12 protein-coding genes are annotated in these 14,317 nt (G+C 69.7%); 3 read left to right on the forward strand and 9 right to left on the reverse strand.

The genetic code is table 11. The features are described 5' to 3' along the window. Positions 1-9 precede the first annotated feature (9 nt). Positions 10-894, reverse strand: a complete 885-nt coding sequence (locus ACGFX9_RS25325) for an LLM class F420-dependent oxidoreductase (RefSeq protein ID WP_393476198.1) — start codon at positions 892-894, stop codon at positions 10-12. Positions 895-940: 46 nt separating this feature from the next. Then, positions 941-1,498: a hypothetical protein gene (locus ACGFX9_RS25330; RefSeq protein WP_393476201.1), complete on the reverse strand. Its 558-nt coding sequence runs from the start codon at positions 1,496-1,498 to the stop codon at positions 941-943. Positions 1,499-1,630: 132 nt separating this feature from the next. Here ACGFX9_RS25330 and ACGFX9_RS25335 point away from each other — a divergent pair, with 132 nt between their 5' ends. From ACGFX9_RS25335 to ACGFX9_RS25345, 3 genes are all read left to right on the forward strand, one after another. Then, the gene (locus ACGFX9_RS25335; protein WP_393476205.1) at positions 1,631-2,059 is read left to right on the forward strand and encodes an ankyrin repeat domain-containing protein; all 429 of its coding nucleotides are present in this window, start codon (positions 1,631-1,633) and stop codon (positions 2,057-2,059) included. 106 nt (positions 2,060-2,165) lie between these two features. Continuing rightward, entirely contained in the window at positions 2,166-3,707 is a 1,542-nt protein-coding gene (locus tag ACGFX9_RS25340; protein ID WP_393476208.1) for a CehA/McbA family metallohydrolase, read from the forward strand. A gap of 95 nt (positions 3,708-3,802) precedes the next feature. Next, positions 3,803-4,669: a hypothetical protein gene (locus ACGFX9_RS25345; protein WP_393476211.1), complete on the forward strand. Its 867-nt coding sequence runs from the start codon at positions 3,803-3,805 to the stop codon at positions 4,667-4,669. Positions 4,670-4,691: 22 nt separating this feature from the next. Here the strand turns inward: ACGFX9_RS25345 and ACGFX9_RS25350 are convergent, their stop codons facing one another. The 7 genes from ACGFX9_RS25350 to ACGFX9_RS25380 form a co-directional block, all read right to left on the reverse strand. Further along, positions 4,692-6,251: an APC family permease gene (locus ACGFX9_RS25350; protein WP_393476214.1), complete on the reverse strand. Its 1,560-nt coding sequence runs from the start codon at positions 6,249-6,251 to the stop codon at positions 4,692-4,694. 257 nt (positions 6,252-6,508) lie between these two features. Next, the gene (locus tag ACGFX9_RS25355) at positions 6,509-7,987 is read right to left on the reverse strand and encodes an aldehyde dehydrogenase family protein (protein WP_393476217.1); all 1,479 of its coding nucleotides are present in this window, start codon (positions 7,985-7,987) and stop codon (positions 6,509-6,511) included. Beyond that, entirely contained in the window at positions 7,984-9,723 is a 1,740-nt protein-coding gene (locus tag ACGFX9_RS25360; protein ID WP_393476220.1) for an amidohydrolase family protein, read from the reverse strand. Before ACGFX9_RS25360 ends, ACGFX9_RS25355 begins: the two co-directional genes overlap by 4 nt. A gap of 169 nt (positions 9,724-9,892) precedes the next feature. Further along, positions 9,893-11,026: an LLM class flavin-dependent oxidoreductase gene (locus tag ACGFX9_RS25365; RefSeq protein WP_393476223.1), complete on the reverse strand. Its 1,134-nt coding sequence runs from the start codon at positions 11,024-11,026 to the stop codon at positions 9,893-9,895. 127 nt (positions 11,027-11,153) lie between these two features. Beyond that, on the reverse strand, positions 11,154-11,939 hold the full coding sequence (locus ACGFX9_RS25370) for an SDR family NAD(P)-dependent oxidoreductase (RefSeq protein ID WP_393476226.1): 786 nt from the start codon (positions 11,937-11,939) through the stop codon (positions 11,154-11,156). Between the two features lie 60 nt (positions 11,940-11,999). Continuing rightward, positions 12,000-12,959: an LLM class F420-dependent oxidoreductase gene (locus tag ACGFX9_RS25375; RefSeq protein WP_393476229.1), complete on the reverse strand. Its 960-nt coding sequence runs from the start codon at positions 12,957-12,959 to the stop codon at positions 12,000-12,002. A gap of 125 nt (positions 12,960-13,084) precedes the next feature. Beyond that, complete coding sequence (locus tag ACGFX9_RS25380) at positions 13,085-14,311, reverse strand: amidohydrolase family protein (RefSeq protein WP_393476601.1); 1,227 nt, start codon at positions 14,309-14,311, stop codon at positions 13,085-13,087. Positions 14,312-14,317: the final 6 nt, after the last annotated feature.

Genomic DNA, 14,317 nt, shown 5'->3' on the forward strand with positions numbered 1-14,317 from the left:
AGCTACAGGTCAGTGCGGGTTACCGGGGGCGGGTGTGAGGTGCACGTATCGCTGGAATCCGTCGAGGACGCGCAGCACCTCCGCCTCCCCGCGTGCCGGGATCTGCACGATGACCTCGTCCACGCCGAGTTCCGCGTAGTGGGCGAGCTTGCCCTCGGCCGGCTCCACGGCGGAGAGCGCCACGTACGGCCCCGCGGGGTCCCGGCCCGCGTCGGCCCATGCGGTGCGGAGTGCGGGGAGGGAATCGCGAAGACCGCTGCCGCCGATGGGCAGCCATCCGTCGGCGTACTCCGCGATGTGCGCGAAGAGCTTGGGTCCTGCGGCTCCGCCGATGAGGGTGCGGGGGCCGTGCAGGGGGCCTTGCTCGCGTGGCCGGGGCGCGCGCACCGGCTTCGGGTGGACGTCACTGGCGCGGACGCTCCCGAACTCACCCTCGTACGCGGTCGGTTGCTCGGCCCACAAGGCCCGCATGACCGCCATCCGGTCCCGCACAAGCGCGCGCCGCGTGCGCCATTCGACGCCGTGGTCGGCGGCCTCCTCCTTGTTCCAGCCGTAGCCGATACCGAGGGTGAGACGGCCGCCCGAGAGATGGTCGAGGGTCGCGATCTGCTTGGCGAGGTCGATGGGGTCGTGCTGCCCGACGAGCGTGATGTTCGTGCCGAGTCCGAGCCGCTCGGTGACGGCGGCGGCCTGGGCGAGGGCGACGAAGGGGTTGAGCATGCGGGCGCACTCGGGCGGGAGTTCACCGCCCGGATAGGGGGTTTCGCGGGAGACGGGGATGTGGGAGTGCTCGGGGAGATAGAGCCCCGCGAAACCGCGCCGCTCCAGCTCCTGGGCGAGGCGGATGGGCGTGATGGTCCGGTCGGTGAGATAGAGGGTGGCGGCAACTCGCATGGAACGGCCTCCGGTTGAGTCCTGTCGCGTCGTACGCGGGCGGGGCTCACTTACTAGCCGTCAGCGGCGCAGGAGTCCATGCCGATCCGGTACGTCCCGTACGTCCCGTCCTTCCCGTCCGCCGCCGGTAGTACGCGACCGTCACCGCGACCAGCAGCGGCGCCCACAGGAGGAGCGGCACGTAACAGGCCACGAGTACCGCCTCCCGGACGGCGCTGTGCGTGACTCCGGGGCCGAGGTCCGCGTACTGGGCGTAGACGAACCAGCCAGTGATCAAGAGGAGCCCGGCGGCCCCGAGCAGCGCCGGAACCACCGCGGCGAGCGGCCGCACCCCGCGCCCGCCGAGCAGCGGTACCCACCCCGGCACGACCTCGCCCCACCCCCGCACCAGGCCGAGCGTCAGCAGGGCGAGGCACTCGGATACGACGCTGAGACCCAGGACGTAGAGCGTCTCGCCCCAGCCCCGGACGGGCACGTCCGCCACCGGAAGCCCGACGACCAGGGCGATGCGCCACAGGCCGGAGGGGAGCGTGGCCAGCGGTACGGCGTGGGCGGCGATCACGGCCCACCGGGGGACGTCGGGGAGTGCGCTCATCTTCAGCATGGGAGTCATGCTGACCGCGGGCGCGGGGTGCCGCATCGACGTACGGGCCGATCCGGGGCGCCGCGCCTCCGCCGCGTGGGGGAGCGATAAATCCGACCACTCCGGTCTCCTCCCGAACTACCCTGGCGCCCGATGAGCAGAAGACGACGCAAGAGACAGACACAACAGCTGGTCCTGGCCGCGGAGCTGGGCTTCACCCGTCAGGCGAAGGCGCTGCTGCGAGCGGGCGCGGACCCGAAGGCGCCCGACCCTGACGGCACGACACCGCTGTACGGCGCTTCCGTCCACGGCACCGTGTCCATCGTCAGGGCGCTCCTGGAGGCAGGCGCCGACCCCGACGCGGAGAGCGGCCACGGCGCCCAGGGCACGCCGCTGTGCGGGGCGGCCTGCTGGGGCCACACCGAAGCGGTGCGCCAACTCCTCGCCCACGGCGCGGACCCCAACCTGCGCGAGGACCACGGCACGGGCAGCACCCCGTTGAACTGGGCGCTGCAGGGCGGGCACGAGGAGACGGCGGCCCTGCTTCGGGCCGCGGGCGCGAGGCCTGTAGCGGGTGGCTGAACGACACCGTGTGTAACTCTGTCAATTGCCTTCCCTTGCGCGGCAGTTCACGACTCAATACCAGGGTGGCCCTGCAGTCCCTTCCGACACCCTGGGGAGCCGACACATGTGCGAGGACGAACACCGCCCGGCCAGATCCGCGGACACATCCCTGAACCGGCGCGGTCTGCTCGTGACGGGAGCCGCCGCCGCGCTTACGTTGAACAGCGTGAGCTTCGCGAGCGCCGCAGGGCGCGATTCCGGCAGTGGCGACCAGACCAAGGTGGTGCGCGGAACGCTGCCCACCGGGTCACCCGACTACGTGTACCTGCCGGTCGAAGTCCCGGACGGCGTACGGGAGATCCACGTCTCGTACACCTACGAGAAGGTGAGCGTCCCGGCCGGCACGCAGGGCAACGCGCTCGACATCGGCGTCTTCGACCAGCGTGGCACCGCCCTCGGCGGCAAGGGCTTCAGGGGCTGGTCGGGCGGCGCCCGCACGGAGTTCTTCATCCGCGCCGACGAGGCGACACCCGGCTACATTCCGGGCCCGGTCAGGGCGGGCACCTGGCACATCGCGCTCGGCCCCTACAGCGTGGCCCCGCAGGGCCTGCCGTACGAGGTGACGATCACGCTCAAGTACGGGGCGCCCGGCAAGACGCCCCGGCCGGTCCACCCGCCGGAGCGGGCGAAGGGGCGGGGCCGCGCCTGGTACCGGGGGGACTGCCATCTGCACTCCGTGTACTCGGACGGCAAGCGCACCCTGGCCGAGATCGCGGCGGGCGCGCGCGCCGCGGGGCTCGACTTCATCAACAGCTCCGAGCACAACACGCACTCCGCGCACGCCCATTGGGCCGGCGAGGCGGGCGACGATCTCCTCATCATGCTGGGCGAGGAGGTCACCACGCGCAACGGCCACGTGGTCGCCCTCGGCACGGACCCCGAAACGTTCATCGACTGGCGGTACCGCGCCCGCGACAACCGCTTCGGCAAGTACGCCCGGGAGATCCGCGACGCGGGCGGCCTCGTCGTGCCCGCCCACCCGCACGCCACCTGCATCGGCTGCAACTGGAAGTTCGGCTTCGGGGAAGCGGACGCGGTGGAGGTGTGGAACGGCCCGTACACCCCGGACGACGAGATCTCCCTGGCCGACTGGGACAGCACCCTGGTCGCCGCGGTCCGCGGCCGCAAGCCGTGGATTCCCGCGATGGGCAACAGCGACGCCCACCGCGACCCCGACCCGATCGGCAGCCCGCAGACGGTGGTCCTCGCGGACGACCTGACCCGCGAGGCCATCCAGGCGGGCATCCGCGCGGGCCACAGCTACGTGGCGGAGTCCAAGAACGTCAGCCTGAAATTCACGGCCACCGGCGGCCGGGGCAAGCAGGCAGGCATCGGCGAACGCCTGTACGTCGAGCGGGACGCCCCGGTGACGGTCCGCCTGGACGTCACGGGCGCCCCGGGCTGCACGGTCCGCTTCGTCACGGACCAGGGCGTCCTGTTCACGGCCCCCGCACTGCCGGAATCCGGGACGGGTACGGCGCAGTGGCAGACCACAGCTTCGTACGCGGCATACGTGAGGGCAGAGGTCCGCCACGCCCCGGTCACCCCCGGACTCCCGGGCCCGCTGGCGGCCTTCACGAACCCGGTGTTCCTGGGCCGGAACTAGAGCGCGCCGCGAGGGCCGCCCCTGGGGCGGGGCGGCCTTCGCGAGGGGCCACGCATAGGGTCGGCTGATCACCAGCGCCCCAGGAGAGCCGCCCCATGCCATCGCCCTCGTCCGCCTCGTCCGCCTCGTCCACCAAGCCCCGCGTCCTGCTGGTCACCGACCTCGCCTACGAGGCCCGGGGCCGCCGCTACTGCGACGAGGACATCGCCCTGGCGGCCCGCCTGCGCACGGACTTCGACATCGCCCTGTGCCACCCGCTGGATGCGCGACGCCTGATGGACGCCTTCGACGCGGTACTGATCCGCAACAGCGGCCCGGTCCTCAACTACCAGTCGTCCTTCGACGCCTTCCGCGCCCACGCGCTCGCGACGGGGGCCCGCGTCCACAACCAGCTCACGGGCAGCGCGGACATGGCGGGCAAGCAGTACCTCCTCGACCTGACGGCGGCGGGCCACCCGGTGATCCCCACGGTCGACAGCCTGGCGGACATCGACCGGCTGCCGACCGGCGCCGACGACCAGTACGTGATCAAGCCCAAGCAGGGCGCGGACTCGATAGGCCTGGAATTCCTGACCCGCACCGAGCTGGAGACCCGCGGCCACCACGCCGACGGCTCGCTCCTCATCCAACCCCGCGTCGACTTCACGTACGAGGTGTCGTTCTACTTCATCGACGACACGTTCCAGTACGCCCTGCACACCCCCCACCCCGACCGCCGCTGGGCCCTGGAGCCCTACGCCCCCACGGCGGCGGACCTGGCCTTCGCCCAGCGGTTCATCGACTGGAACACGATCGACCACGGCATCCAACGCGTGGACGCCTGCCGGGCCCCTTCGGGGGAGCTGCTCCTGGTGGAGCTGGAGGACCTCAACCCGTACTTGTCCCTTGACCTGGTGGGCGCTGGGGTCCGCGATGCTTTCGTCGCGGGCCTGAAGACGTCGCTCCTGCGACTCCTGGACTGAGGACAGGACTGAAGACTGAGGCTCAGTCCTCGACGACCAGCGCCGGAGTGTCCCGCTTCAGGACCTCGCCCCGGAAGAACGCCGGGCTCGTGCGGCCCATCACCAGCATGATCACCACGCCGAGGAGCAGCAGGCCCACGCCGATCACGAAGACCGAGCCGACGCCGAAGACGGAGGAGCCGCTGCCGTAGGCGGGGTTCCACATGTCCGTCAGGGTCTTGGTGAAGACGCCGGTCAGGAGGGCGCCGCCGAGTGCCGGGAGCAGCCCCTTGAACACGAAGTCCCGTACGGAGCCGAGGAGTTCACGGCGGAAGTACCAGACGCAGGCGAAGGCCGTCAGTGCGTAGTAGAAGCAGATCATGAGGCCGAGCGCGTAGATCGTGTCGACCAGGACGTGCTCGGAGACCAGCGTCATGACCGTGTAGAAGACAGCGGTCGCGACGCCTGCCATGACCGTCGCGCGGCCCGGGGTCCTGAAGCGCGGGTGGACGCGTGCGTACGACTTCGGGAGCGCCTCGTACGTGGCCATGGCCAGGACCGTGCGGGCCACCGGGATGAACGTCGTCTGCAGGCTCGCCGCCGCCGACGCGAGGACGGCGACGAAGAGCAGGATGCCGAGGGTCGGTCCCATGATCGGGCCCGCCAGGACGGCGAAGACGTTGTCGGAGGTGTCGGGGTTGGCGAGGCCGAGGCCCTTCGTGCCCGAGCCCACGACCATCTGCGCGGCGATGGCGGTCGCGAGGTAGGAGCCGACGAGGACGACCATCGCGACGAGCGCGGCGCGGCCGGGAGTCTTGTCGCTGCCGGTCGTCTCCTCGTTGGCGGCCAGGCACGCGTCCCAGCCCCAGTAGACGAAGATCGCGAGCGAGAGGCCCGCGGTGAACGCGGAGAACGACTTCACGGCGAACGGGTTGAGCCACGACCACGAGAACTCCGCCGACATGGGGAAGTCCGCGGTGCCCGCCTTCTGGAAGGCCATCACCACGAAGATCGCGAGCACGACAAGCTGGAGCCCCACCAGGGCGTACTGCACCCCCTTGGTAGCCGTCATCCCCCGGTAACTGATCGCCGTCGCCGCGGCGATCAGGGCGAGGCACGTGAGGATGTGGACGGCCTTGTTGTCGTCCAGGGCCGCTGTCGACTCGCTGCCCGTGATCTCGCCGGCCAGGAGCCAGAAGTACGAGGTCGCCACGCCCGCGAGGTTCGACAGGACGATGATCGTGGCGATGACAAGGCCCCAGCCGCACATCCAGCCGATCCGCGGGCCGAAGGCCTTCACGGTCCAGGTGAACGACGTACCGCAGTCCGGCATGGCCTTGTTGAGCTCGCGGTAGGCGAAGGCCACCAGGAGCATCGGCAGGAAGCCCGCGAGGAACACCGCGGGCATGGCCAGGCCGACCTCGCCGGCTGTGGAGCCGAGGGTCGACGTCAGGCAGTAGACGGGGGCGACGGTGGAGATGCCGATGACGGCGCTGCCCATGAGGCCGACGGAGTTCCCGCCGAGGCCTTTGGCGCGTACGCCCCCGTCGGGGGCGCCGCTTACCGTGTCTCCGGCCTGGGGCCGTACGTCCAACTGACTCATGAACAGGACGTTAAGTCCTGCGGTTTCCACATACGGAAGATAGAGATCCGGTTCTCTTGGGTTGCAATCGATGGATGAATTGGGGCAACCGCCATTGATTGAGTGAGTGGTTCCGAGAAACGCTTATTCATTCTCAGGCAAATGCCAGACTGTCCGGTATGCGGGAACCGCAGCACTGTCCGTTTTGCCCGTTTCAAAAGTTTCCCGCGCCGCTTCTCACCGTCCACATATCGGACAGCTGTGCCCGCCTACCCCGCCTACCCCGGCCACACGATCGACTGCACCTCGCTGTACGCGTGCAGCGCGTACGACCCCACGTCCCGGCCCACCCCGCTCCTCTTGAACCCCCCGAACGGCGCCTCCATGTTCCGGCCGATCGTGTTCACGCCGACCCCGCCGGCCCGCAGCCGCCGCGCGACCCGGAAGGCGCGGGCCACGTCGCCCGACCAGACGTAGTCGAGGAGGCCGTAGTCGCTGTCGTTGGCGAGCGCGATGCCCTCTTCCTCGTCGTCGAAGGGGACCACCACCACGACCGGGCCGAAGATCTCCTCCCGGACCACCCGCATGTCGTTCGTGCAGTCCGCGAGCAGCGTCGGGGCGACGTAGAAGCCGCGGTCGAGGCCCGGTCCCGCCGGGCGCTCGCCGCCCGCGACGACCCGTGCGCCCTCCTTCCGCCCAAGCTCCACGTACGACTCGACGCGGTCCCGGTGCGCCGCCGAGATCACCGGGCCGACGATCGTGCCCTGCGCCCGCGGGTCGCCGACCTTCATGAAGCCGATGTAGCCGGTCAGCTTCTCGATCAGGTCGTCGTAGATCGCCCGGTGCGCGATGACCCGGGTCGGGGCCGTGCAGATCTGTCCGCTGTAGAAGGCGTACGTCGTGCCGATCCCCGCCACCGCCGAGTCCAGGTCCGCGTCCTCGAAGACGAGCGCCGCGCCCTTGCCGCCCAGCTCCATCAGCTGCCGCTTCATGTCGCGGCCGCACACCTCGGCGATCCGCTGCCCCACCGACGTCGAGCCGGTGAAGCTCACCATGTCGACGTCCGGCGAGTCCACGGCGGCCTCGCCCACTTCCGGGCGTGCGCCGCTCACCACGTTCACCACACCGGCCGGCGCCCCGGCCTCCTCAAGGGCCGCCGCCATCCGGTACACCGACAGGGGGTCCTGCGGCGCGGGCTTCACGACGACGGTGTTGCCCATGGCCAGGGCGGGTGCCACTTTGCCCGCGGGGTTGGCCCAGGGGTTGTTGTACGAGGTGATGCAGGTGACGACACCCACGGGCTGACGCACGGCGAGGGCGCCCATGACGCCTGCCTTCCCCATCGGCCCCGCCTCGTTGATCTGCGGCGGAAGCCCGGTCTCGACCGGTTCCAGGGCCCCCTTCGCGTACCGCCTGAAGCGCGCCACCGACACCGCGACCTGCATCCCGCGCGCCGTGCCGGTCGTCGCGCCGCTCTCGGCCTGGGCAAGTTCCGCGTACGAGGCGAAGTCGCGCTGCATGATCGAGGCGGCGCGGTCCAGGATCGCGGCCCGCTCATCGGGAGTCGTACGCGACCAGGTGGCGAAGGCCTCGCGGGCGGCGGTGGCCGCCTGGTGCACCTGCTCGCGGCTCGCCTCGGGGGCGAGGCCGACCACGTCCTCCGTGGCCGGGTTGATCACCTCGTAGTAGCCGCCGGACGGCTCCACCCACTCGCCGCCGATGAACAGCCGCTGTTCCTGCGGGAGTTCGGCGCTCACTTGGTGCTCACCGTCCTGGTGTCCCGGCCCGACCGCAGGACCGTGCCGGGTGTCGCGCCCGTCACCTGGTCCTCGCGGATCGCCTCGACGCCGTTGACCCACACGGCGTTGATGCCGATCGCCTTGGAGTCCAGGCGCGGGCTGTCGCCCGGCAGGTCGTGGACGAGCGTGGCCTTGCCCGCGTCGACGCGTTCGGGGTCGAAGAGGACGAGGTCGGCGTGGAAGCCCTCCTCGATACGGCCCCGCTCCCGCAGCCCGAAGAGCTGCGCGGGATCGTCGGTGAGCATCTTCACCGCCTCTTCGAGGCCGACCAGTTTGCGGCCTCGCAGGCAGTCCCCGATGAACCGGGTCGTGTAGGGGGCGCCGCACATCCGGTCCAGGTGGGCGCCCGCGTCGGAGCCGCCGAGCATGACGTCCTCGTGCTGCCAGGTCTGCTGGCGCAGGGCCCACGAGTCGGGGTCGTTGTCGGAGGGCATGGGCCACAGGACCGTACGAAGGTCGTCGTTGGCGCAGATCTCGACGAGGCACTCGAAGGCCTCCTGGCCGCGCTCGGCGGCGATGTCCCGCACGACGCGTCCGGTGAGGCCTTCGTTCTCCTTGGAGTACGTGTCCCCGATGACGTAGCGGTCGAAGTGCGCGAGCCGCCTGAAGACCCCGGCTTCCTTGCTGTCGGCGCGCCGCAGCATCTCGCCCCTGGTGGCCGGGTCGCGCAGCTTGGCGATGCGCTCCGGGACGGGGAGGCCGAGGACGTCTCCCCAGCCGGGGATCAGGTTCAGGGCGCAGAAGGTGCCGAGGGACATGTTCATGGGGGTGAGGATCGGCATGGTCAGGGCGACGATCCGGCCGCCGGACCTACGGGCGCGCTCACTGGCGATCAGCTGGCGCGGGACGCGCTCGGGCACGGCGGCGTCGATGGTGAGGACGTTCCAGTTGAGGGGCCGTCCGGCGGCGGCGCTCATCTCGACGAACAGATCGATCTCGTCGTCGCTGAACTGGTCGAGGCACCCGGCGACGATGGCTTCGAGCTGCGTGCCCTCGTGCTCGGCGACGGCCCTGCTGAGAGCAAGCAGCTCCTCGGGCTTCGCGTGCCGCGAGGCCACCGGCTGCCCGTCGCCGTCCGAGTGCGTGGAGGACTGCGTGGTGGAGAGCCCCCAGGCTCCGGCGTCCATGGCGTCATGGAAGAGCCGCAGCATTTCCTCCAGTTGCTCGGGGGTCGGCTGCCCGCCGACCGCGTCCGCGCCCATGACGTACCGGCGCAGCGCGCAATGCCCCACCATGAACCCCGCGTTGACGGCGACGCGCCCGTCGAGGGCATCGAGATACTCCCCGAACGAACTCCACGACCAGGGCGCACCCTCTTCGAGGGCCACCAGAGACATGCCCTCGACCTTGGACATCATCCGCCGCGTGTAGTCGGCGTCCTCGGGCCGGTCCGGATGCAGCGGGGCGAGCGTGAACCCGCAGTTGCCGCCCGCGACGGTGGTGACGCCGTGGTTCAGGGAGGGCGTGGCGTAAGGGTCCCAGAAGAGCTGGGCGTCGTAGTGCGTGTGGGGGTCGACGAAGCCGGGAGCGAGGATGCGGCCGTGGGCGTCTTCGCTGGTGCGGGCGTCCTCGGGTGTGGTCCCTGGCTCGGCTATGAGGGCGATGCGGCCGTCGCGGATGCCTACGTCGGCGATGTACGCGGGGGCGCCGGTGCCGTCGACTACGGTCGCGCCCTTGATGAGGTGGTCGAGCATGGCGAGGTCGTCCCCCTTGAAGGTGTTTTTACGGTGCGGATTCGACCCGTCCAGAACGGGTGGGCGGGCGGGAGAAGCCCGTCCGGCGCTTGAGGACACGCCCGAAGGGCGAAGAGGGGAACCCCGACTTCCGTCCGGGAAGAGGAAGCCGGGGCAGTCAAGGCCGGGCTCAACCGCCGGAGGCGGACGCACCCCGCATACGCGTGGTCCGATGAACGGGATCCGTATCGATCTTCGGAATCACATGCTCACCGATCAGCTTGATCGTGTTCTTCGTGTCCTCGGGCGAGATCCCGATCGGCAGCCCGAAGGACAGCTGATCGGCCCCGGCCTGCTCCCACCGCTTGCACTGCGTGAGCACCTCGTCCGGGTCCCCGCAGATCATCAGCTCCTCGGCGATGAGCAGCTCGATGATCTCCTCGCTGTACTCGGGCAGCAGCTCGGGCCACTGGGGGATGCCCTCGGGCCGCGGGAAGGTGTCGTGGTACCTGAAAAGCAACGACTGCAGGTAATTGAGCCCGCCGCCGACCGCGATCTCCACGGCCTTCTTGTGCGTCTCGGCGCAGATCGCCGTGGACGTCACCATGACGTTGTCGTTGACGAAGGCGCCGATCGGCTCCGCCTCCTTCACGGCCGTCTTGTACGACTCGACGACCCACTCCATGTCGGAGACCTTCTGCACGCTGAAGCCCAGTACCCCGAGCCCCTTCTTTCCGGCCATCGCGTACGAGGACGGGGACCCGGCGGCGTACCACATGGCCGGGTGCGACTTCCCGTACGGCTTGGGCAGGATCTTGCGGGGCGGCAGGGACCAGTGTTTGCCCTGGAAGCCGACGTACTCGTCCTGGAGCCACATCTTGGGGAACTCGGAGATGGTCTCTTCCCATATCTCCTTGGTGTGGTTCATGTCGGTGATGCCCGGCATGAAGCCGAGGATCTCGTGCGATCCGGCGCCGCGCCCCGACCCGAACTCGAAGCGCCCCTCGGAGAGGTGGTCGAGCATGGCGACCTTCTCCGCGACTTTCACCGGGTGGTTGACGGGCGCGAGCGGGTTGAAGATGCCCGAGCCCAGGTGGATGCGGTCGGTCGCGTGGGCGAGATAGCCGAGGAAGACGTCGTTGGCGGAGAGGTGTGAGTACTCCTCCAGGAAGTGGTGCTCGGATGCCCAGGCGTACTTGAAGCCGGACTTGTCCGCCTGGATGACGTACTCGGTCTCCTCGATGAGCGCCTTGTGCTCTGCTTCGGGGTCGACCTTGGCCCGCTTGGCGGGCACGTATCCCTGTACAAAGAGACCGAATTCCAAGGAGGTTCACCATCCTCGTGAGTTTCTGACGAACCGTCAGATCTTGATGTGGTCGACTGTTCCACCGGTCGCGAGGACCGTCAATACCTGGGCGCGCTGTTACTGACGTACCGTCAGCCGCCGAGCGTCAGACAATGCTGACCCCCGCGAGCCACCCCCCGTCGATGACGAACGGCTGCCCCGTGATGTACGCCGAGTCGCCGCCGGTGAGGAAGAGCGCGAGGGCGGCGACCTCCTCCGGCTTCCCTATCCGTCCAAGGGGCACGAGCTTCTTGTAGAGCTCGGCGACGGCCTCCCGCGCCTCGGTCGGATCGGCGTCGGGGTCGAGCTGGGCGGGGTTGGTCATCGGGGTGTCGACGGCGCCCGGGCAGACGGCGTTGACGCGGATGTTCTTGGCGGCGAGCTCCATCGCGGCGACGCGGGTGAGGCCGAGGATGGCGTGCTTGGTCGCGGCATACGCGCCGACGTACGCCATGCCCGTCATCGCCGTGTACGAGGCGGTGTTCACGATGGTCCCGCCGCCGGCCGCCTCGATCTCGGGCGCGACGGTGCGGATGCCGAGGAAGCAGCCGATCTGGTTGACCTGGATGACCTGCTGGAACTCTTCGAGCGGGGTGCTGACCAGTTCGTTGAAGCGCAGGATCCCCGCGTTGTTGACCAGCCCGTCGATCTTCCCGAAGGCGTCCTTGGCGGCGGCGACGGCCGCGGTCCAGTCGGCTTCCTGGCTGACGTCGAGGTGGACGTACTTGGCCGCGTCCTCGCCGAGCTCCTTGGCGAGCGCCTCGCCCTGGTCGTCGAGCACGTCGCCGATGACGACTTTCGCCCCTTCGGCGGCGAAGAGCCGCGCCTCCTGCTCGCCCTGCCCACGCGCCGCACCCGTGACGATGATGACGCGGCCGTCCAGCTTGCCCATACGAGTCTCCTCAGTCGAGCCTTCGATTGCGGTGCGGATTGCTGGTAGAAGTACGGGCCGTCAGTTGAGATGCGGCGCGACCTCGGCGGCGAACGCCGCCATCTGGTCGGTGAGTTCGCCGCGGGTACGGCTGCGGAACCGCACCTGGATCTGCTGCACGCCCATCGCCCCGTACGCCCGCAGCGACTCCGCGAGCGCGTCCGGCTTACCGCTCAGCGTGCGCCGCCCCACGGACCACGAGGGCTCGCCCACATAGAGGGGCTCGGCGATCGCCCCCACGACGATCGGCTCTTGGACCCCCGCTTCCTCCCTCAGCCGCTTCAGCTTCTCGATCTGCGCGGGCAGCTTGTCGCGCGGATCCCCCTGCGGCAGCCACCCGTCACCGCGGACGGCGGCCCTGCGTACGGCGGCGGGCGAGGAGCCGCCGACCCAGATGGGCACACGGGGCTGCGCGGGACGGGGCTGCTGCCCGAGGCCGCTGAAGTCGTAGCGCTCGCCGTGGTGTTCGGGATACTCGTCAGGGCCGAGGGCGGCCTTCAGCGCGTCGACGGTCTCGTCGAGGACGGGCCCGCGCCGCTCGAAGTCGGCCCCCACCGCCTCGAACTCCTCCTGTACGTGACCGGCCCCCACCCCCAGGATCAGCCGCCCGCCGCTGAGCCGGTCCAGGGTGGCGTACTGCTTGGCGGTGACGAGCGGATGCCGGAGCCCGACCACGGCGACATGACTCATCAGCCGTACGTTCCCGGTGATCCCGGCGAGGAAGGAAAGCGTCGCCACGGGGTCGTACCAGACCGTGCTCATGGAGTCCGCGAGCCGCCGCGGAATGGCCACGTGGTCGCAGCTCGCGATGTACGCGAAGCCGCCGCGGTCGGCGGTGCGGGCGATCTCGGCGAGGTCGTCGACGGTGGCGTCCGCCTCCCACGCCTCCGCGTAGATGACGCTCTGCGACTGGATCGGGAGCTGCATCCCGTACACGAGTCGCCCTTGCGGGAAGATGTGCGCCAACGCGTTGGCAGTCATGGGTAACCGACCCCTCACCTTGATCTGACGGTACGTCATGTACGGCGACGGCACTCATCGTCGTAGCTGACGCACCGTCAGGCAAGGGGTGGGGGCGGACTGCCGGGGGTACCCCGCTCCCGCTCCTACGCTCCGGGCCCCGCCCACAGCCCGTCATCGGTCAGTCCGAGCAGCTCGATCGCGTTCCCTCGCACGATCCGGTCCACGACATCCGGCGCGAGGTGCCCCATCTGCTCCTCCCCCACCTCGCGGGACTTCGGCCAGGTCGAATCGGAGTGCGGATAGTCGGTCTCGTACAACACGTTGCCGACCCCGATCGCGTCGAGGTTCTTCAGCCCGAAGGCGTCGTCGAAGAAGCAGCCGTACACGTGCTCGGTGAAGAGCTCGGACGGCGGCCGGTGCACCTTGTCGGCGACCCCGCCCCAGCCGCGGTTCTCCTCCCAGACGACGTCGGCGCGCTCCAGGATGTACGGGATCCAGCCGATCTGCCCCTCCGCGTACATGATCTTCAAGTTGGGGAAGCGCTCGAACTTCCCGCTCATCAGCCAGTCGACCATCGAGAAGCAGCAGTTCGCGAAGGTGATGGTGGACCCCACGGCGGGCGGCGCGTCCGCGGACGTACTCGGCATCTTGCTGCTCGACCCGATGTGCATGGCGATGACCGTGCCGGTCTCGTCGCAGGCCCGCAGGAAGGGGTCCCACTCGTCGGTGTGGATGGACGGGAGGCCCAGGTGGGGCGGTATCTCGGAGAAGGCGACCGCGCGTACGCCGCGGGCCGCGTTGCGGCGGACCTCGGCGGCGGCGAGCTCGGCGTCCCAGAGCGGAATGAGGGTGAGGGGGATCAGCCGGCCCCGCGCCTCGGGCCCGCACCACTCCTCCACCATCCAGTCGTTGTAGGCGCGCACGCCGAGCAGACCGAGCTCGCGATCCTTGGCCTCGGTGAACGTCTGCCCGCAGAAGCGGGGGAAGGTGGGGAAGCAGAGGGCGGACTGGACGTGGTTGACGTCCATGTCGGCGAGGCGGTCGGGCACGCTGAAGGATCCCGGGCGCATCTGCTCGTACGTGATGACTTCGAGCTTGATCTCGTCCCGGTCGTAGCCGACTGCGGTGTCGAGGCGGGTGAGGGGCCGGTGCAGGTCTTCGTAGACCCACCAGTCGCCTATGGGGCCCTCGTCCCCCTTCGCCCCCATCACGGGTGCGAACTTCCCGCCCATAAAGGTCATTTCCTTCAGGGGGGCGCGGACGACACGTGGCCCGCTGTCGTGGTACTTCGACGGGAGCCGGTCCCGCCAGACATTCGCGGGCTCAACGGTGTGGTCGTCCACCGAGATGATCCTCGGGAACGTCGGCAAGGTCTC

Origin of the sequence: Streptomyces sp. NPDC048436 (assembly GCF_043200355.1) — a bacterium.
Taxonomy (GTDB): domain Bacteria; phylum Actinomycetota; class Actinomycetes; order Streptomycetales; family Streptomycetaceae; genus Streptomyces.